Source organism: Ruegeria sp. CDSC042 (genome assembly GCF_059610745.1).
Genome location: NZ_JBXWOF010000001.1, coordinates 86,908 through 104,799 on the forward strand (window position 1 = coordinate 86,908; position 17,892 = coordinate 104,799).

At 56.4% G+C, this 17,892-nt stretch carries 20 protein-coding genes; 11 read left to right on the forward strand and 9 right to left on the reverse strand.

Annotation, left to right across the window (positions count from 1 at the left end; genetic code table 11):
- Positions 1 to 48: 48 nt before the first annotated feature.
- The 4 genes from AC2FHX_RS00425 to AC2FHX_RS00440 all read left to right on the forward strand — a co-directional run bounded on the left by AC2FHX_RS00425 (position 49) and on the right by AC2FHX_RS00440 (position 4,895).
- Complete coding sequence (locus AC2FHX_RS00425; protein ID WP_496700597.1) at positions 49 to 1,410, forward strand: glutamine synthetase family protein; 1,362 nt, start codon at positions 49 to 51, stop codon at positions 1,408 to 1,410.
- 130 nt (positions 1,411 to 1,540) lie between these two features.
- Positions 1,541 to 2,923, forward strand: a complete 1,383-nt coding sequence (locus AC2FHX_RS00430) for an aldehyde dehydrogenase family protein (protein WP_496700596.1) — start codon at positions 1,541 to 1,543, stop codon at positions 2,921 to 2,923.
- A complete protein-coding gene (locus AC2FHX_RS00435; RefSeq protein ID WP_496700595.1) occupies positions 2,920 to 4,065 on the forward strand; it encodes an iron-containing alcohol dehydrogenase in 1,146 nt (381 codons plus the stop codon). The genes AC2FHX_RS00430 and AC2FHX_RS00435 overlap by 4 nt, the downstream gene beginning before the upstream one ends.
- A gap of 59 nt (positions 4,066 to 4,124) precedes the next feature.
- Positions 4,125 to 4,895, forward strand: coding sequence for an alpha/beta hydrolase (locus AC2FHX_RS00440; protein WP_496700594.1), 771 nt, complete (start codon positions 4,125 to 4,127; stop codon positions 4,893 to 4,895).
- A gap of 143 nt (positions 4,896 to 5,038) precedes the next feature.
- Here AC2FHX_RS00440 and AC2FHX_RS00445 read toward each other — a convergent pair whose 3' ends face one another.
- The 3 genes from AC2FHX_RS00445 to parE all read right to left on the reverse strand — a co-directional run bounded on the left by AC2FHX_RS00445 (position 5,039) and on the right by parE (position 8,072).
- Complete coding sequence (locus AC2FHX_RS00445; RefSeq protein WP_496700593.1) at positions 5,039 to 5,194, reverse strand: hypothetical protein; 156 nt, start codon at positions 5,192 to 5,194, stop codon at positions 5,039 to 5,041.
- 149 nt (positions 5,195 to 5,343) lie between these two features.
- Positions 5,344 to 6,117, reverse strand: a complete 774-nt coding sequence (locus tag AC2FHX_RS00450; RefSeq protein WP_496700592.1) for a hypothetical protein — start codon at positions 6,115 to 6,117, stop codon at positions 5,344 to 5,346.
- The gene (gene parE / locus AC2FHX_RS00455; RefSeq protein WP_496700591.1) at positions 6,114 to 8,072 is read right to left on the reverse strand and encodes a DNA topoisomerase IV subunit B; all 1,959 of its coding nucleotides are present in this window, start codon (positions 8,070 to 8,072) and stop codon (positions 6,114 to 6,116) included. The genes AC2FHX_RS00450 and parE overlap by 4 nt, the downstream gene beginning before the upstream one ends.
- Before the next feature lie 234 nt (positions 8,073 to 8,306).
- Here parE and AC2FHX_RS00460 point away from each other — a divergent pair, with 234 nt between their 5' ends.
- On the forward strand, positions 8,307 to 8,795 hold the full coding sequence (locus AC2FHX_RS00460) for a hypothetical protein (RefSeq protein ID WP_271947912.1): 489 nt from the start codon (positions 8,307 to 8,309) through the stop codon (positions 8,793 to 8,795).
- A gap of 162 nt (positions 8,796 to 8,957) precedes the next feature.
- Entirely contained in the window at positions 8,958 to 9,566 is a 609-nt protein-coding gene (locus AC2FHX_RS00465; protein ID WP_496700590.1) for a carboxymuconolactone decarboxylase family protein, read from the forward strand.
- 3 nt (positions 9,567 to 9,569) lie between these two features.
- Here the strand turns inward: AC2FHX_RS00465 and AC2FHX_RS00470 are convergent, their stop codons facing one another.
- Positions 9,570 to 10,445: an alpha/beta fold hydrolase gene (locus tag AC2FHX_RS00470; protein ID WP_281994404.1), complete on the reverse strand. Its 876-nt coding sequence runs from the start codon at positions 10,443 to 10,445 to the stop codon at positions 9,570 to 9,572.
- Positions 10,446 to 10,555: 110 nt separating this feature from the next.
- Between AC2FHX_RS00470 and ppk2 the strand changes: the two genes are divergently transcribed.
- Positions 10,556 to 11,482 carry a polyphosphate kinase 2 gene (ppk2, locus tag AC2FHX_RS00475; protein WP_142632960.1) on the forward strand — a complete coding sequence of 309 codons (927 nt, stop codon included), beginning with the start codon at positions 10,556 to 10,558 and terminating at the stop codon, positions 11,480 to 11,482.
- Positions 11,483 to 11,586: 104 nt separating this feature from the next.
- Positions 11,587 to 12,951 carry an MATE family efflux transporter gene (locus AC2FHX_RS00480; RefSeq protein ID WP_496700589.1) on the forward strand — a complete coding sequence of 455 codons (1,365 nt, stop codon included), beginning with the start codon at positions 11,587 to 11,589 and terminating at the stop codon, positions 12,949 to 12,951.
- Positions 12,952 to 12,958: 7 nt separating this feature from the next.
- On the opposite strand, the gene AC2FHX_RS00485 is transcribed toward AC2FHX_RS00480, so the two are convergent.
- A complete protein-coding gene (locus AC2FHX_RS00485) occupies positions 12,959 to 13,360 on the reverse strand; it encodes a hypothetical protein (RefSeq protein WP_271947903.1) in 402 nt (133 codons plus the stop codon).
- Between the two features lie 11 nt (positions 13,361 to 13,371).
- Positions 13,372 to 14,574, reverse strand: a complete 1,203-nt coding sequence (locus AC2FHX_RS00490; RefSeq protein ID WP_496700588.1) for a pyridoxal phosphate-dependent aminotransferase — start codon at positions 14,572 to 14,574, stop codon at positions 13,372 to 13,374.
- 92 nt (positions 14,575 to 14,666) lie between these two features.
- Here AC2FHX_RS00490 and AC2FHX_RS00495 point away from each other — a divergent pair, with 92 nt between their 5' ends.
- The 3 genes from AC2FHX_RS00495 (at position 14,667) to AC2FHX_RS00505 (ending at position 15,888) form a co-directional block, all read left to right on the forward strand.
- Entirely contained in the window at positions 14,667 to 15,056 is a 390-nt protein-coding gene (locus AC2FHX_RS00495; RefSeq protein WP_496692395.1) for a helix-turn-helix domain-containing protein, read from the forward strand.
- 32 nt (positions 15,057 to 15,088) lie between these two features.
- Positions 15,089 to 15,313 carry a succinate dehydrogenase assembly factor 2 gene (locus AC2FHX_RS00500; protein WP_496700638.1) on the forward strand — a complete coding sequence of 75 codons (225 nt, stop codon included), beginning with the start codon at positions 15,089 to 15,091 and terminating at the stop codon, positions 15,311 to 15,313.
- A 77-nt stretch (positions 15,314 to 15,390) separates the two neighbouring features.
- A complete protein-coding gene (locus tag AC2FHX_RS00505; protein ID WP_496700587.1) occupies positions 15,391 to 15,888 on the forward strand; it encodes a MarR family winged helix-turn-helix transcriptional regulator in 498 nt (165 codons plus the stop codon).
- Here the strand turns inward: AC2FHX_RS00505 and AC2FHX_RS00510 are convergent.
- The 3 genes from AC2FHX_RS00510 to AC2FHX_RS00520 are packed head-to-tail and all read right to left on the reverse strand — an operon-like array spanning position 15,882 to position 17,736.
- A complete protein-coding gene (locus tag AC2FHX_RS00510; RefSeq protein WP_496700586.1) occupies positions 15,882 to 16,610 on the reverse strand; it encodes a DUF1194 domain-containing protein in 729 nt (242 codons plus the stop codon). The two genes, AC2FHX_RS00505 and AC2FHX_RS00510, sit on opposite strands and share 7 nt — an antisense overlap.
- Positions 16,607 to 17,311, reverse strand: coding sequence for a DUF1194 domain-containing protein (locus tag AC2FHX_RS00515; RefSeq protein ID WP_281994409.1), 705 nt, complete (start codon positions 17,309 to 17,311; stop codon positions 16,607 to 16,609). The genes AC2FHX_RS00510 and AC2FHX_RS00515 overlap by 4 nt, the downstream gene beginning before the upstream one ends.
- Positions 17,308 to 17,736, reverse strand: coding sequence for a VOC family protein (locus AC2FHX_RS00520; protein ID WP_142632976.1), 429 nt, complete (start codon positions 17,734 to 17,736; stop codon positions 17,308 to 17,310). Before AC2FHX_RS00520 ends, AC2FHX_RS00515 begins: the two co-directional genes overlap by 4 nt.
- Positions 17,737 to 17,892 lie beyond the last annotated feature (156 nt).

The following is a 17,892-nucleotide window of genomic DNA, read 5'->3' on the forward strand; positions in this document are numbered from 1 at the left end:
ATGGGAACAGGGGCGCGGTGGGCCCGATTGTGATGAAGGATGAACATGATGGGCCATGATGTTGTGTTGGCGGACCTCAAAACCAAGGTTGAAGCAGGTCAAGTAGACACCGTTCTTGTTTGCATGGTGGACATGCAGGGGCGGCTGATGGGCAAACGGTTTCACGCCGGTCACTTTGTGGCAGGCGCTTGGCAAGAGACCCATTGCTGCAATTATCTGTTGGCGACAGATCTGGAAATGGGCACGCCTGACGGATATGCCTCGACCAGCTGGGAGCGGGGCTATGGCGATTACGTCATGAAACCTGATCTCAGCACTTTGCGCCCGGTGCCGTGGCTTGAGGGCACGGTGATGGTGATGTGCGATGTTCTGGATCACCACACGCATGATGAGGTCCCGCACGCGCCCCGGTCGATCCTGAAGAAACAGGTCAAACGCCTGAAAGCCATGGGTTACGACGCGATGTGCGCCACTGAGTTGGAGTTCTTTTTGTTTGAGAAGAGCTTTGACCAGATCCGCAAGGAAGGGTTTCGCGATCTGGCGCCGATCTCGGGCTATAATGAGGATTATCATATCCTGCAGACCACCAAGGAAGAGCATGTGATGCGTCCCATCCGCAATCATTTGTGGAACGCGGGCATCCCGGTCGAGAATACGAAGGGCGAGGCCGAGACCGGTCAGGAAGAATTGAACATCAAATACGCCGCCGCCATGGAAACGGCCGAGTATCACTCGATCGCCAAGAATGCGGTGAAGGAAATCGCCTGGCAGCACGGGCATGCGGCCACGTTCCTGCCGAAATGGCATCATGACAAGGTTGGCAGTTCATCCCATGTGCATCAGTCGCTGTGGTCTGAGGGAAGGCCAATCTTTTTCGACGAAAAAGATCCGCTCGGCATGTCGGCAGTAATGAAAAGCTATATGGCCGGGTTGTTGAAATACGCTGCCGATTATACGTGTTTCATGGCCCCCTACATCAACAGCTACAAGCGTTTCCAAAAAGGAAGTTTTGCGCCGACGCGGATCATCTGGTCGGTCGACAACCGCACCGCCGGTTTCCGACTGTGTGGTGATGGAACCAAATCGGTTCGCGTGGAATGCCGTATTCCGGGCTCGGATATGAACCCGTATCTGGCGATTGCTGGTATGTTGGCGGCGGGTATCGCAGGCATCGAGGAGGGGTTGGAGCTTGAACCACCAACCAAAGGCGATGCGTATCAGAGCGAGTCCGGCATGATCCCCGGCAACCTGCCCGCTGCGCGGGATGCCCTGCTTGGCTCAACCATGTTGCGGGCCGCTATGGGGGACGAAGTTGTTGATCACTATGCGCGCGCCGCCGAGGTGGAAATCGAGGAATTCGAAAGCGTGGTTACTGATTGGGAAATTGCCCGCGGGTTCGAACGGGCCTGAGGGTGGACGAAGTTGGGGGCCCTGCCTGCCGCTATTGGTGCTTGAACCAATGGCGCATCAATGACGGCCCCCGAGGTTTGTGTTGGCCAGATAAAGCAGGAGATTCTGCTTTTTAGAGGATGGAATGGAGATGGGGCAGATGTTGAAATGCATCTCGCCGATCGATGGATCGGTTTATGCTGAGCGCGAAACCTTATCGCGCGAAGCAGCGTTTGAGGTGGCTGCGCGGGCCAGGGAAGCGCATACAGCCTGGGCAGCACGCCCATTACAAGAGCGAATTGATCTTGTGATGGCGGGTGTCGCCGCTGTTGGTGCGATGAACGACGAAATCGTGCCCGAGCTGGCCCATATGATGGGGCGCCCAGTGCGCTACGGCGGAGAGTTCGGCGGGTTCAACGAGCGCGCCTGCCATATGGCCGAGATCGCGCAGGGTGCACTGGCCGATATTGCGGTGGGCGAGGATGAGATCTTCAGGCGCTATATCAAACGCATTCCGCATGGGGTTGTCTTTGTCGTGGCGCCCTGGAACTACCCGTACATGACTGCGATCAATACGGTGGCCCCGGCGTTGATTGCGGGCAATACCGTGGTGCTGAAACACGCGACCCAGACCTTGTTGGTGGGTGAGCGGATGGCGCAGGCTTTCCATTCGGCAGGTGTTCCTGAGGATGTGTTCCAGAATTTGTTCCTGAGTCATGATGTGACTAACGATTTGATCGCTGGAAATGCGTTTGATTTCGTGAACTTCACTGGCTCGGTCGGTGGTGGTCAGGCGATGGAACGTGCGGCGGCGGGCACATTCACCGGGGTCGGTACCGAGTTGGGCGGCAAGGATCCAGGCTATGTCATGGACGACGCCGATCTGGACGCAGCTGTTGATACGCTGATCGACGGTGCGATGTTCAACGCGGGCCAGTGCTGCTGCGGGATTGAGCGAATTTACGTGCACGAAAGCCTGTATGATGCGTTCGTTGCTAAAGCGGTTGAGATTGTTCAGGGCTATAAGCTGGGCAATCCGCTGGATGCAGAGACGACGATTGGACCGATGGCCAGTGTACGCTTTGCCGATGAGGTCCGCGCTCAGATTGCCGAGGCAGTCGCGGATGGCGCAGTTACCCATATCGATACTTTCCCCGAGGATGATGGGGGGGCATATCTGACCCCGCAAATCCTGACCAATGTCACACACGACATGCGGGTGATGCGGGATGAGAGTTTCGGCCCCGTAGTTGGTATCATGAAAGTGTCGTCGGATGACGAAGCCATCGCGCTGATGAATGACAGCGAGTTTGGTCTGACCGCCAGCCTCTGGACCCGCGACGTGGACCGGGCCGCGCGGGTCGGTGACCAGATTGAAACTGGCACCGTCTTCATGAACCGCGCCGATTATTTGGATCCGGGCCTGTGCTGGACCGGTTGCAAGAATACCGGGCGTGGCGGTGGTCTTTCTGTCATCGGCTATCACAACCTTACCCGCCCCAAATCCTACCATCTGAAGAAGGTGACACCATGAGCCTGTCTGGAAACTGGTCTTATCCGACCGCGATCAAATTCGGCGCTGGCCGCATCAAGGAACTGCCCGAAGCCTGCGCTGCCGCCGGAATGAAACGCCCTCTGCTGGTCACGGACAAGGGGTTGGCTGATCTGCCGATCACCTCGGCGACGCTGGATATTCTTGAGGCTGCGGGTCTGGGGCGTGGCCTGTTTAGCGAAGTGGACCCGAACCCCAATGAGAAGAACCTTGAGGCCGGCGTTGCGGCGTATCGGGCAGGCAACCATGACGGGGTAATCGCATTTGGCGGTGGCTCGGGGCTGGATCTGGGTAAGATGGTCGCTTTCATGGCCGGGCAGACGCGCCCGGTCTGGGATTTTGAGGATATTGGCGACTGGTGGACCCGCGCCGATGCCGATGCCATTGCTCCGATCATTGCGGTTCCGACCACCGCTGGCACCGGGTCCGAGGTCGGGCGCGCCAGCGTCATCACCAATTCGGAAACCCACGCGAAAAAGATCATCTTTCACCCTAAGGTACTGCCAACCGTGGTGATCTGTGACCCGGAACTGACCGTGGGAATGCCGAAATTTATCACTGCTGGTACTGGTCTGGACGCATTTGCGCATTGTGTCGAGGCGTTCTCTAGCCCGCATTACCACCCGATGTCACACGGCATCGCGCTGGAGGGGATGCGGCTGGTCAAGGACTACCTGCCGCGCGCCTATACCGATGGCACTGATATTGAAGCCCGTGCCCAAATGATGAGCGCGGCAGCGATGGGGGCCACGGCCTTTCAAAAGGGCCTCGGCGCGATCCACGCGATGAGCCACCCGATTGGCGCGGTGTTCAACACCCATCACGGGACGACCAACGCGGTCTGTATGCCCGCGGTGCTAGAGTTCAACGCCCCCGCCATCGCCGACCGGTTCCACCAGGCAGCGGCCTATCTGGGCATCGATGGAGGCTTTGACGGGTTCCGCGCCTTTGTGCAGGAGTTTAATGACTCGCTGGGTATCCCCCGCAAACTCTCGGATATGAAAGTGACCGATGCGGCAATCCCCGAACTGGTCAAGGGGGCGATCATCGACCCCTCTTGCGGCGGCAATCCGATTGAACTGACCGAGGACAACCTGACGGCGCTGTTCAAAGCGGCGCTGTAAGCCTCTTGCCGATCCGCTCCCTCATCTCTCATAGTGAAGGCAGGTGAGGGGGCGTTTCCATGACCAAAGAGATTGTTCTGATCCACGGAGCCTTTGCCGGACCGTGGTGTATGGCCGATTACGCAGAATTCTTTCGCGACCGGGGCTGGATGGTGCACACGCCCGCTCTGCGGTACCATGGTGGCGATCCCAAGGCCGAACCCGATCCGGGGCTGACCGACACCAGCGTGACGGACTATACAAATGACATTGCCGACTTTGTTCAGGGGCTGGACAGCAAACCGGTTATTCTGGGCCATGCCATCGCGGGCGTTGTGGCGCAGCAGGTGGCAGCGCGCGGCTTGGCCAGCGCCATCGTTCTGATCAACCCGAACGCGCCGTGGGGCACACTGCCCGAAGCCGACGACGAACGCGCCGTTCCGCGTGCGTTGATGGAGGGCGGGGCGTTCTGGAAACAGCCCATGCGCGTTGAGTTCGATCTGATGGCGCCCTTTGCGCTGAACAAGATGCCCGAGGCGCAGCAGCACGCGGTGTTCGACCAGCTGGGTGCCGAAAGCGGGCGGGTGATGTTCGAGATGTTCTTTTGGATGTTCGACGATCACCACGCAATGAAGGTCGATATCGACAAGGTCGATTGCCCGGTGCTGATAGTGTCAGGGACCGAGGATCGCGCCGTCAACCCAAACACTTGCCGTGCGCTGGCCAATCTGTACGGGGATCGCGCGACGTTTATGCCCGTGAAAAACCACGCGCATTTCCTGTTCATGGAGCCCGGCTGGGAGCATCCCGCCGGCCAGATAGCGAACTGGCTGGAGGGGAAGGTGGGCTAGAAGGCCCGACCTTTCAGTTCAGCGATTGACCTGAATACCGCTCTCCGGTTTCCACTTCATGGCACCGTCGCCGCTTTTGATACAACGCAGAAGGTGTTCTTCGTGCGTACTGGACGTTTCGGTCACGGTGTTGTTGCCAGAGATCACAACAAAGGCGTCCGCTGAATAAGCGAGGCCGTTGTAATAGCAGAACCGTAACTCTGCCCGACCGGAATAGGCGAAGCGCCGATCAGCGACTGCTGCGCGCTTACCTGACTGGCCAACAAGGCAAAGGCCAGCCCGAGGGTTAGTGATTTCATGTCGTCCTCCCGTTCGAAAAATTTGTTCGTTCAAATTGGGTCTTGGACGCTCGGATCCTCTGAATTTGTTCTTGGATGACAATTGCGCGCAAGTGTGAACGGGATCAACGGGTTAGGAAAGGGGGGGGTGTTTTTTCGGGCGTTCATCCTCACCTGTGTTTCAGCCAATAGTCGATGCTGGGGTGAGGATTTGGAGAAATCCCTTTCAGGAAAGTCCATCTTATTTGCGTTTTGTTTTTCGCAATCTGAAACTGTTTAAAGTATAGCACGGTATAAACTATCGGGAGCGTTAGCATTGCCATGGCTGCGACTGCAAGGGGGCCAGCTAAAAGGGTGTTGTCAATTGTAGTCAGTGCATCCCATGTTTCCCCAAACAAATAGCAATAGACTCCTGCTAGTGGGAGAATAGATGCGCAAATGAGCAGAAATAGAGGTAAGCTGAGAAGTGTTTTGGTTCCGGTTGTGTGTGTGATCAAGTGACCGTTACGTACCGGCGAAAGTGCGTCAAAACCTCTATGACCGAGATGGTTAAGTAAAACGCTGGGAAACCTGATGCCCTTTCCTAGAAGTTGTTCAGCCAGAACTCTCTGCACCATTAGCTGTAATAGTGCGAAGAGTTTCATAAGCAAGCCTGAGAAAATTGAAACACATGAGAAGACAGCGTAAATTTTCGGTATCTTTACTTCGACTAAGCTGGTCTTCAACATCAGAAATCCACTATCACTTAGTGAGTATGTGGCAACTACGCCCATCAAAAGATAGAAGGTCAGTTTTGTGAGTTGACGTATTTCTCGCTCAAATGAAGACGCAATCCCGTCGTAGATCTCAAAAAAATCGGTGTTTGTTTGACTTTGTTGCCTTAGAGCGGCCCGTGTTTCGTGTGTGACAAAGTCAAATAACGAGGCTTTTCGTTTTAATTTCAAACGTCCAGCTCCTCCACAAACCGCGCGTTTTCCTGAATGTATTGGAACCGCAGTTCGGGTTTTTTGCCCATCAGGCGCTCGACTAGGTCGCCGGTCTCGCCAGGTTCGTCCTCGTCGATGGTGACCCGGATCAATTTCCGGGACGCGGGGTCCATTGTGGTTTCTTTCAGGTCCTTGGCGTCCATCTCACCTAGACCCTTAAAGCGTGAGACGTCGATCTTGCCTTTGCCGCCCAGACCTTTTTCCATCCATGCGTCGCGCTCGGCCTCGTCCAGACAATAGACGCGTTTGGCGCCTTGGGTCAGGCGGTAGAGCGGCGGGCAGGCGAGGTAGAGGTGGCCCGCGTCGATCATGGGCCGCATCTGGGTAAAGAAGAACGTCATCAGCAGAGCCGCGATATGCGCGCCGTCCACATCCGCATCGGTCATGATGATGATCTTATCATAGCGCAGGTCATCGACGTTGAAACGGGTGCCGAGGCCCACACCCAGCGCCTGGGTCAGGTCGTTGATCTCGGCATTGGTGCCCAGCTTGGAACTGGCCGCGCCCAACACGTTCAGGATTTTGCCGCGCAGGGGCAGCAGCGCCTGTGTTTTGCGGTTACGGCCCATCTTGGCCGAGCCGCCCGCCGAGTCGCCCTCGACGATGAATAATTCGGTGCCGTCCCGTGTTGAACTGGAACAGTCCACGAGCTTGCCGGGGAGACGAAGTTTCTTAGTGGCGGACTTGCGCTGTGTTTCCTTTTCAGCCCGTCGGCGCAGGCGCTCCTCGGACCTTAGAATGAGGAAATCGAGGATCGCTCCGGCGGATTTGTTATCTGCGGCCAGCCAGTTGTCGAAATGGTCACGGACCGAGTTTTCGACCAGCCGCTGTGCTTCGACCGTGGCGAGGCGGTCTTTGGTTTGGCCAACGAATTCAGGCTCGCTGATAAAGCAGGACACCAGGGCGCAGCCGCCGGTGACCAGGTCGTCGCGGGTGATCTGCGCGGCCTTTTTGTTGTTGATCAGCTCGCCGTAAGCTTTGATGCCCTTGAGGACAGCGGCCCAGAAGCCTGCCACATGGGTGCCGCCTTCGGGCGTGGGGACGGTGTTACAGTAGGATTGGATAAACCCGTCGCGTGAGGGGGTCCAGTTGATCGCCCATTCGACCTTGCCAGCGGCATTGAATTTTTCCCGAAAGTCCACGGTGCCGGCAAAGGGCTGATCGGCATAGGTGGACGAGCCGTTCATCGTTTCCTTCAGGTAATCCGACAACCCGCCGGGAAAGTGGAACGTCGCCTCGGTGGGGGTTTCGCCGTCATCGATGGCGGTTTTCCAACGGATTTCGACGCCCGAGAACAGGTAGGCCTTGGAGCGGATGGATTTGAACAGCCGCGCCGGTTTGAATTTGTGGTGGCCAAAGATGTCGGGATCGGCATGGAAGGTCACAGTGGTGCCGCGCCGGTTGGGCGCTGCGCCGACCTTTTCGACGGGGCCCTGAGGTACTCCACGCGAGAAGCGTTGTTCGAACAGCTGTTTGTCCCGGGCCACCTGAACAACCATGGAATCCGACAAAGCATTGACCACAGATGCACCAACCCCATGCAGACCACCCGAGGTCTGATACGCCTTACCCGAGAACTTGCCGCCCGCGTGCAATGTGCACAGGATGACCTCAAGCGCGGATTTGTCGGGGAATTTCGGGTGCGGATCGATCGGAATGCCGCGCCCATTGTCGCGCACGGTCAGGGCGTAATCTGCGTGCAGTTCGACCTCGATCCGGTTGGCATGGCCTGCCACCGCTTCGTCCATCGAGTTGTCGAGGATTTCAGCGACCATATGGTGCAGCGCACGCTCATCCGTGCCGCCGATATACATGCCGGGGCGTTTGCGAACAGGTTCAAGACCTTCGAGCACCTCAATGGATGAGGCGTCATAGGTATTGGTCGCTTCGGGCGTCAACAGATCGTCGGGCATATGGGCTGCTCTTGTTTTTGAGTTTCCCCCCATTATGGCAGGTGATGTGGTCCGGGGGAAGAGGGACGCGAGGTGTTGTGGATGGTTTGGGGCTGGTTGGCCGATTAGAGGATAATCAATATGGTTGCGGCACCAGCTATCACTAATGGAAGCGATGCGGACGAAACGGACATTGAGGTCATGTCAGGTTTTGAATAGCTTTGGGCAACTGGCAACCTAAAGGAGGACTCTGCATTGCGCGAAGCAATCTCAATCTCGCTTTTGCTCCTGTTGCTCGGTTGTGCCTCACCATCATCTGAAAACGAAGTCGTTGAAGCATTCTTCCCATTTGCCGACCGACCAACGGAACAGGTCACGTTGCAACACGATGTTCAGATAGTGAAGGGATCTGTTTTTCACTTCGAGCAAGACGGTTCTAGAGTTATTTATCATTTCGCTCCAGTCGCCACTACATTAGACAGAAATACCTATGTTGTTTCAGTATCTTCTGTTCTGGACATCGCTGACTTCATGAGCGGCGACTTCGATGCGGAAAGCGATGTTCGCGCCGTGATAGCCGCAGCGCAAGCCTATTGCGAACAAACGGGCTATATACGCCAAGGTAGTGACGCTATCATTTGGGTCGGTGAAAATTCATCATCTCTTGTTGAATTCTGTATTCCGAAAGGCATTGAGTTACCCTCCTTCTACAAAGCAGGTGATCGGGTACCAAGAGGGCAATAGGTAAAAGGCCGTTGCTTTTTGGGGCCAAAATCCAGCCATTCGGTGCGATGCTCCCAACTAGCTAAGGGCTCAGAGCAGAAGTTCGACGATTTCGTTTCGCGACCTGTTCTAAGGCCTCTTAGGCTGCGGATAACAAATCACAGCGACAGCAGGAATCTTAAAATGAGCTGGATAAAAACCATCCCCTACGATACGGCCACTGGTCGGTTGAAGAAACTCTACGACCGCATCACCGGCCCCGACAACAATGTCGACAACATCATGATGGCGCATTCCTTGCGGCCGCATTCGATGGAAGGACATATGGCGTTGTACAAGAATGTGCTGCACCATTCGGCCAATCAGATTCCCAAGTGGTTTCTCGAAACACTGGGTGTCTGGGTCAGCTCCCTGAACCACTGCGGGTACTGTGTCGAGCATCATTTTAACGGGTTGCAAAGGCTGTTAGGCGACGAAGTGCGCGGTAATGCAATCCGTGCCGCGATCGAAGCTGGGACACCCGAAAGCGCACCATTGGAGGCTGCTCAGGTTGCGGCCATGCTGTATGCGCGCAAGCTGACGCAGGCCCCTGCAGAATTGGTGGAAGGTGACATCGCCGCCCTGCGCAACACAGGGTGGGATGATGGAGAAATCCTCGAGATCAACCAGGTCTGCGCCTATTTCGCCTATGCTAACCGCACCGTTCTGGGGCTGGGATGTTCCACCGATGGTGACATTCTGGGGCTGTCCCCCAATAACTCGGCTGATCCTGCCGATTGGGGGCATAAATAGGCCTCAGCCGTCTGTCCACTCAATGATTGCCTGTGCCAATGCTTCGGGCTTCTGGTGGTGTAACCAGTGATCTGTGCCCGGAATATCGACTCGTGTGAGGTCGGGCGCAAAATCTTCCAGACCGTCTGTCGTCTCGGGCAGCAGCGCTTTGTCATCGGAGCCCCATAGCAAAAGATGTGGGCAACGAACCATCAGCCGCTCGACCGGAAGCCGGGGCAGGTCTGTGCAGGGCTCGCCCGGTTTCGCCACAACCAGCGGAGAGGCCCGATACCAGTTCAGCATGGCATTCAGACGACCGGGACGGGCCCATTCAGTGCGATAGTCCTCCATCCGGTCGTCGGACAGCCAGTCCAAGCCCATCCCGTGGCGAAAGAAACTTTCCAAGCGGGTAAAATTGTTCGCGGCAAAGTGTGTTGCGGCATCAGGGGCCCGTAGCGCGTTAATATATTGAGAGGCCGCGGATTGTGCGCCGCCTGATGCCATAGCCCGTTGGAAGGGCACCGGGTGAACGCCGTTTGCGATGATCAGACGACCGACGAGATCTGGGCGGAACATGGCCAGGCCATAGGCGACCGCGGCGCCCCAGTCATGGCCCAGAACACTGATTGGCGTATCCAGACCTTCGACAAGTGCGATCATATCCGAGACCAGCTCGGACGTGGCATATTGGCCGACACCCTCTGGTGCCCAGCTTTGGCCGTAACCGCGTTGATCAGGGGCAATGCAATGGAAATGAGATGCCAGATGTGGCGCCAGATCGGCCCATGCCCCACCATATTCCGGAAAGCCGTGTAGCATCAGCAAGGGTGGCAGGTCGGATGACCCCCAACGGCGAATATGAAACCTCTGGCCATTCAGGATCTGAAATCGGGTTTCCATGTTTCTTGGCCTTTTCGCCGTATAAGTGAATTTGGTTTGACCCCAATCAAAGCGCGAAAGCTTCGGTTCTGCTAGCCGTTTTTTCGAACAGTGAAAAAAGGAGATTATGAATGGATGCAGCTGCGCAACCCGAGCAAAATCTACCACGCGTGAATGACGAAACACCTGTTGCAGGTGCTGTTTCCGAGCCAAGCCCGGAAAAGATCCGCAAGGCATTCGAAAGCGGAAGATATCCCTATCATCGCAAGATGCCCCGGCGGGTCTATGAGGCCGAGAAGGCCAAACTGCAGGCTGAGTTGCTTAAGGTTCAGCTGTGGGCGCAGGAAACCGGTCAACGGTTCGTATTGCTGTTTGAAGGGCGCGATGCGGCTGGTAAGGGCGGTACAATCAAACGGTTTATGGAACACCTGAACCCCCGTCAGGCGCGCGTGGTCGCCCTTAACAAACCCACCTGGGAAGAAAAGGGTCAATGGTACTATCAGCGCTATGTGCACGAGCTTCCCACCGTTGGTGAAATGGTGTTCTACGACCGCTCTTGGTACAACCGCGCCGGGGTCGAGAGGGTGATGGGGTTCTGTTCTCCGAACGAGTACCTAGAGTTTATGCGCCAGACGCCAGAGCTTGAACGGATGTTGGTGAGGTCGGGAATTCAGCTTTACAAATACTGGTTTTCGGTCACGCAACCCGAACAACAGCGGCGGTTTCAAAGCCGTGAGACCGATCCGTTGAAACAATGGAAACTATCTCCGATCGACAAGGCAAGCCTTGGAAAATGGGATGACTATACCGAGGCTAAAGAGGCGATGTTCTTTTATACAGACACCGCTGATGCGCCCTGGACTATCGTGAAATCGAATGACAAAAAACGCGCTCGTCTGAACTGTATGCGCCACTTTCTGTCGACACTTGATTACCCGGACAAGGATCACGGCATTGTTGGCGAGCCCGATCCTTTGATCGTGGGTCAGGCGCATCATGTGATCCACCGATCCGAGCATATTCTGGGCAACGCGCTGCATCCTGACGCCCGCTGCTAGGCCTAAGGTTCGGGGCAGGGCACCTGTCCCGGTTCCATGTCTCACTCTGAAATTTCTCTGTTCCGGTCTTGTCCCGGCCTTTCGCCGGGCCTATGGCTGGTGGAATGAATAAGGTGATGACATATCAAGGCCATTTCCGTGCCATTGCCGTCCTGGGCCTGCCATTGGTTGGCGGGCATCTGGCGCAGTTCGCAATCGGTCTGACGGACACGATCATGCTTGGCTGGTACGGGGTCGAAGCTTTGGCGGCGGTCACGTTGGCCAGCAGCTTTTACTTTGTCCTGTTCCTGTTCGGGGGCGGGTTCGGTCTGGCCGTTATGCCAATGGTGGCAACAGCCGCTGCCGAAGACGATGAAACCAGCATTCGCCGTTCGACCCGCATGGGGCTCTGGTTGTCGTTGCTATATGCAGCAGTGGTAATGCCATTGCTGTGGTGGTCATACCCGATCTTGATCGCCACAGATCAGGATCCACAGGTGGCGGAAACTGCATCGGAATACCTGCGGGTTGCAGGCTGGGGTCTGTTCCCCGCTCTGGTGGTAATGGTCTTGAAGTCCTACCTTGCGGCGTTGGAGCGAACCCAGGTTGTTTTGTGGATCACTGTTGCAGCTGCGGTGGTGAACGGTCTGACCAACTATGCTTTGATCTTTGGCAACTGGGGTGCGCCTGAACTGGGCGTGATGGGCGCCGCTATCGCTTCGGTCGTGACGCAGACCGTGTCGTTAATTGCGGTTATCATCTATGCTGTAAAAGTTCTGCCCGAGCATAGCCTGTTCCAAAGGTTTTGGCGGCCCGACTGGGAGATGCTGCTTAGCGTTCTGAAGCTAGGCATACCCATCGGGTTGACCCTGCTGGCCGAAGTGTCTCTATTCGCGATGTCGGCCTTTATGATGGGCTGGATCGGTCAGGTGCCGCTGGCGGCGCATGGGATCGCTCTGAACCTCGCCTCGGCGACATTCATGGTCCATCTGGGCCTGTCCAACGCCGCCACGATCCGGGCGGGCAATGCGCTTGGCCGCAAGGACCGCGCGCATCTGGAAAAAGGAGCCGTCGCCGTGACAGGGATGTCCCTTGTGGTGTCTATCCTGACAATCATCCTGTTCCTGACCTGCGCCGAGCCTCTGATTTCCGTATTTGTGGAACCGCAGGATCCGAAACGCCCCGAGATTCTGGCCATAGGTACCGGGTTGCTGGCCATGGCTGCGTTGTTCCAGCTGGTGGACGGTGCACAGGTGATCGCGTTGGGCCTTTTGCGCGGATTGCAGGATGCCAAGGTGCCAATGGTCATGGCGGGGCTAAGCTATTGGGTCGTCGGAATTCCGGCGTCCTACTATTTTGGGTTCATCCGCGGCATGGAGGGCGTCGGTGTCTGGTTGGGCCTTGTGCTGGGTCTTGCCTGTGCCGCCGTACTGTTGATGGCGCGCTTCTGGTTACGATCAGTGCGTATGATCGCTGAACCGGCATCGTGAAGGCAAATTAGCCTTTGTTCAGCCGGTCGGCTTTCTTCCGAACCAATACGCTGCGCAGATCATGCATCGCCAGTAGTAGCCGGTCCGTAACGTCCTCGAGCTGTTGGTCAGTCGCTTTGGACTGGGCCCACTGTGTGGTTAGGTTCAGATAGTCCACCGCGCGGTGAATATCGTCGATATCGCGCTGCGCCAGAAGATCTTTACGTTCTGCCATCCAGCGCTCGATTTCGGCCTGATCCGCCTCAGTCAGAGCGCGCTGACCCTGCGGCTTCACCTCTCCATTGCGGATGTTGATGACCGCGATCTGGTTCATTTCAATCCGACGTTGGCGGTTTTCCGTGTCGATCCGGAAAACCGCGGCACCGTTTTCGCGTATGCGGAAATAGTACTCAGGCAATTCGGCAGTCATAAGGTCTCCGATCAGGTCAGCGAAGCACAAAACCTCTGAATGCGCGTGCAGGCTTCGGTCAGCGCTTCATCTGACGTAGCATAGCTGACGCGGAAGTTGGGGGACAACCCAAACGCAGCGCCGAAGACGACTGCAACGTCAGCCTCTTCCAAAAGCGCGGTTGCGAAGGCTTCGTCTGTGTCGATCAAAGTGCCAGCAGGCGTGGTCTTTCCGATCAACCCGGAAATGGAAGGGTAGACGTAAAACGCACCTTCCGGAGTTGGGCAGGTCACTCCTTCGATCTGGTTCAGCATGCTGATGACCAGATCACGGCGGCGTTTGAACGTTTCATTGTTCGGGGCCAGAAAGGACTGTGTACCGTTCAGCGCCTCTACCGCCGCCCATTGGCTGATCGAGCAGGGGTTCGAGGTCGATTGCGACTGAACCTTGCGCATTGCCGCAATCAATTCGGTAGGCCCTGCTGCATAGCCAATCCGCCAGCCAGTCATCGCATAAGCTTTGGATACACCATTGCAGGTCAGGGTGCGGTCATAAAGCCTGGGCTCGACTTCGGCCGGTGTGCAGAATTCAAACCCGTCATAGGCCAGATGCTCGTACATATCATCTGTCATTACCCAAACATGCGGGTGCCTGATCAGGACATCGGTCAAAGCTCTCAATTCCGCCCGGCTATACCCTGCACCGGTTGGATTGGACGGAGAGTTGAAGATGAACCATTTGGTCTTTGGGGTAATAGCTGCCTCAAGCTGTTCAGCGGTTAGTTTGAAACTGTTCTCCAAGGTCGTTTCAACTGTCACAGGCGTTCCCCCTGCCAGAAGAACCATATCGGGATAGCTGACCCAATAGGGCGCAGGTATGACCACCTCATCGCCCGTGTTCATGGTGGCCATCAGCGCGTTATACAACGTCTGCTTGCCACCGGTTCCGACCGAGATCTGAGCAGGCGAATAGTCCAGTCCATGATCACGTTTCATCTTGGCGCAAACCGCCTGCTTCAGCTCTGGTATGCCATCGGGCGCGGTGTATTTGGTCTTTCCAGCGGCGATGGCCGCCACCGCAGCATCCTTGATGTTCTGGGGCGTGTCGAAATCTGGCTCCCCGGCGCTTAGGCCAATTACGTCTCGTCCGGCTGCCTTTAATTCGGCCGCCTTGGCTGTCATCGCGATTGTTGGAGATGGTTTTACGCGTGACAGTGTCGCAGACAGGAAACTCATGGTCGGCCTCAGTTTGTATGTTTAGCCTGACTGTCATAGGGTGCGCCTGAACGACGATCAAGCGATATAAAACAAGAGATTTGGAGACCCCGATGAACGACGAAAATGACTGGTACGGACCCGACGCGGCGACATTCGGAGACCGGCTGGCAGGGGCGCGTGAGGCAGCGGGGATGACGCAGGCACATCTGGCTCGCAGGCTGGGTGTCAAGAAGTCTACGATTGCCGCCTGGGAAAATGATCTGTCTGAGCCCCGGGCCAACCGACTGTCGATGATGGCAGGCATGATCAACGTTTCGATCATGTGGCTTCTCACCGGCGAGGGCGACGGGATGGACGCCCCTGTCGAGGCTGGAGAAAACGCACCTGACCTGGCCAGAATCGTATCCGAGCTTCGTTCAATCCGAGGCGAGATGCGCGCCAGCGCCGAGCGGGCTGCAAGGCTGGAGAAACGTGTGCGCATGATGCTGGAGGCGGAATAGTGGCCGAACCGCGCAATGTCAGGATCAAACGGATGAAAATGCGTTCCATGCGACGCGGCATCAAAGAGATGGATCTGATTCTGGCTGCCTATGCAGACCGCAATCTGGACTCCATGGATGCAACAGGGCTGGATGTTTACGACGCCCTGTTGCACGAGAATGATCAGGACCTGTATCAATGGGTCACCGGTCAGGTCCTGCCACCCTCCCAATTCTCGGACCTTGTTTCCGAAATCGCACAAACCTTTCAAAAATAGAGATTATCCGGCTTAACTGATTTTTCGGCTTTTCGCTTCATTCTGCCTGAAACTGCGCGAATGAATCGGAGGATCGTATGAGTTTGGAAATGCAGGTCTCCGCGCCGGGGGTCAAAGGCTTCATGACCAGCTATCTTGAGGCACTTGCTCTGGTTGAGCGCCTTCATCGTTTGTTGTTGGACGTTATCAAAGATGAGTTTGAACGGGTCGGTGTTCTTGAGATCAACGCGGTTCAAGGGTTGCTTTTGTTCAATATCGGGGATCATGAGGTTACCGCTGGTGAATTGAAAAGCCGCGGCTACTATCAAGGCAGCAATGTCAGCTACAACCTCAAAAAATTGGTCGAGATGGGGTATATGCACCACCAGCGTTGCGAAATAGACCGCCGTTCGGTGCGTGTCCGGTTGACGCCACAGGGCCGGGAAATCCGCGATATCGTCTCCGAGCTGTTTTCGAGACATGCCGAAGGCCTACAATCGCGCGGCGTGCTTGGACAGGAAGGGATCGAAGACATTACCGGAGCATTGCGGCGGGTAGAACGGTATTGGACGGATCAGATCCGCTATATCTACTGATGTTTGGTCGGCCTCAGTCCCGCATCCGATAGGGTCAGGCCTTCAAGTTCGCGGATCAGTTTACGGGTCATTGCTTCTTCGTAATCGTCAAAGCCCAGGGCAACCTCAACAAAGGCGCCGGGGCCAAGGATGACCCATGCTTTGAAATAGGCCAGCAGCTCTCCGACCTGAACATAGCGGGTGCTACCGATGTCAGGGTCGTCGGCACCGATGACCAGTCCATTGATCGTGATACCGTCGTCAGAGAGCGTCTGTTTCGCATTTCTTGGATGCAGGCCGATATTGTGCTTTCCGTCCCCCGACAGATCCAATGTCCGCTTCCAGCAATCGGGTTTCTGGCCCAAAAGCTCGGCACCGAACAGCATGGCGGACCCGACGGCGGTTCCTTGCGGAGCGCCGCTGCGTTTCACATGGTCGAGCAGGGTGGCTATGCGCCCCAGATCGAGGTCCGATTGTACTGCGGTCCAGCCCAGTAACAGGCGTTGGTGGCCGGGTTCGCTCCACTCATAAATCGCGATGTGTACCGGGTTTGCTGTGTCTGAAAGAAAGAGTTGCTTAATCTCGGGCCTGCGCAAAGCACCTGCCAAGCCGCCAAGCTGCAACCGGTATTCCGAGCTGTCGACTGATCCCGACACATCCAGGCCCAAAGCCAAAGCATGGCGGCATTCTGATGCCGCAGAGGTGGCCAATATGCTGACTATCGTTGCAAGCGCACGTATCATCGCTGGCCGGGGCCCGACAATGCGCCGATCTGCATACCTTTTAGTTCGCGTTCAAGTTTGCGCCGCATGGCGCGTTCGAAATCCTGGAACCCGTCGGCGATTTCCAGAAACGCGCCGGGGCCGTACAGGACATTGTTTTCAAAGAAGGGAATCAGGTACAGCTCGCCTTCGAAGTCGGCGGCATTAATGACCAGGCCATTCACAATCGTATTCTCAAAGGGAAAATGCCGATAGGCGGAATCCGGGCCATATCCATCGTTGTTCGAACCGTCACCTGACAGATCAATGGTTTGAAAAAGACATGTCGGGGCCTGCTGCATCAGCGTCGCCCCAAAGGCTAGCGCATACCCCATCGCCGTGGCCGAGTCGCTGTCTGATCGGACCGATTGCTGTATCGTGGTCGCTGCCACCAGCAAATCGGTCTGCGTGTTGATCATCGTCCAGCCCAGTATGATGTGCTGAACGTCCCGGCCGCTCCATTCATAAACAGCCAGCGCGACCGGCATCGACGAGGAAAAGAAGGCCTCGGTCACCTCGGGGGCAACCAACGCTGCGGCAAGGCCCTGCCTTTGCAGCGCGTCCTCTTCTGCGCTTACCGATGTTGAAATGTCCATTGCCAGCGCAAGCGCAAGGCGACAGGGCTCGGCCCGCAGGGGGCTGGCTAAAAAGGCTAGGCCCAGTGTGATCAACCAGCGGATCACCAGTGCCCGGTGCTTTCCATGCTGGCCCAGGGTTCGGCCGGTTCCAGCGCATCACCGTTTTGTAGCAACTCTACCGAGATATTGTCGGGTGACCTGACAAACGCCATTCGGCCGTCGCGTGGTGGCCGGTTGATCACGACTCCATTGTCCTGCAGGTGCTGACAGGTTTCATAAATATTGTCGACTCCATAGGCGAGATGGCCGAAATGGCGGCTGTCGTTGGGCAGATCGTCATCCCCATCCCAGTTATAGGTCAACTCGATTGGTCGATCCTCTTGCCCAGCGGGAGCCATGAAGATCAGAGAAAACCGCCCCTGTTCGCTGTCATAGCGGCGCGTTTCCTTAAGACCCAGCAACTTGTAAAACGCCATGGATTTGTCCAGGTCCTTCACGCGAACCATGGTGTGGAGGTAAGTGAGCCCCATTGCGGGTTCCTTTCTGTTCAGGTGATGCCCTGCACCTTAGCGCGCGTACATCACGTGTCGAGAGGCCGCACGGACACAATTCTGAAAATGCAAATGTGGGCGCACATATCGCGGTTCCTGTCTTTTGATTGGCGATATATAGTGGCAGGCGACTCA

Excerpts from the sequence above, each read along its gene's own strand:
- AC2FHX_RS00425 (WP_496700597.1), top strand. The coding sequence starts at position 49 with ATGGGCCATGATGTTGTGTTGGCGGACCTCAAAACCAAGGTTGAAGCA.
- AC2FHX_RS00430 (WP_496700596.1), top strand. The coding sequence starts at position 1,541 with ATGGGGCAGATGTTGAAATGCATCTCGCCGATCGATGGATCGGTTTAT.
- AC2FHX_RS00435 (WP_496700595.1), top strand. The coding sequence starts at position 2,920 with ATGAGCCTGTCTGGAAACTGGTCTTATCCGACCGCGATCAAATTCGGC.
- AC2FHX_RS00440 (WP_496700594.1), top strand. The coding sequence starts at position 4,125 with ATGACCAAAGAGATTGTTCTGATCCACGGAGCCTTTGCCGGACCGTGG.
- AC2FHX_RS00445 (WP_496700593.1), bottom strand. The coding sequence starts at position 5,194 with ATGAAATCACTAACCCTCGGGCTGGCCTTTGCCTTGTTGGCCAGTCAG.
- parE (WP_496700591.1), bottom strand. The coding sequence starts at position 8,072 with ATGCCCGACGATCTGTTGACGCCCGAAGCGACCAATACCTATGACGCC.
- AC2FHX_RS00465 (WP_496700590.1), top strand. The coding sequence starts at position 8,958 with ATGAGCTGGATAAAAACCATCCCCTACGATACGGCCACTGGTCGGTTG.
- AC2FHX_RS00470 (WP_281994404.1), bottom strand. The coding sequence starts at position 10,445 with ATGGAAACCCGATTTCAGATCCTGAATGGCCAGAGGTTTCATATTCGC.
- ppk2 (WP_142632960.1), top strand. The coding sequence starts at position 10,556 with ATGGATGCAGCTGCGCAACCCGAGCAAAATCTACCACGCGTGAATGAC.
- AC2FHX_RS00480 (WP_496700589.1), top strand. The coding sequence starts at position 11,587 with ATGAATAAGGTGATGACATATCAAGGCCATTTCCGTGCCATTGCCGTC.
- AC2FHX_RS00485 (WP_271947903.1), bottom strand. The coding sequence starts at position 13,360 with ATGACTGCCGAATTGCCTGAGTACTATTTCCGCATACGCGAAAACGGT.
- AC2FHX_RS00490 (WP_496700588.1), bottom strand. The coding sequence starts at position 14,574 with ATGAGTTTCCTGTCTGCGACACTGTCACGCGTAAAACCATCTCCAACA.
- AC2FHX_RS00495 (WP_496692395.1), top strand. The coding sequence starts at position 14,667 with ATGAACGACGAAAATGACTGGTACGGACCCGACGCGGCGACATTCGGA.
- AC2FHX_RS00500 (WP_496700638.1), top strand. The coding sequence starts at position 15,089 with ATGAAAATGCGTTCCATGCGACGCGGCATCAAAGAGATGGATCTGATT.
- AC2FHX_RS00505 (WP_496700587.1), top strand. The coding sequence starts at position 15,391 with ATGAGTTTGGAAATGCAGGTCTCCGCGCCGGGGGTCAAAGGCTTCATG.
- AC2FHX_RS00510 (WP_496700586.1), bottom strand. The coding sequence starts at position 16,610 with ATGATACGTGCGCTTGCAACGATAGTCAGCATATTGGCCACCTCTGCG.
- AC2FHX_RS00520 (WP_142632976.1), bottom strand. The coding sequence starts at position 17,736 with ATGGGGCTCACTTACCTCCACACCATGGTTCGCGTGAAGGACCTGGAC.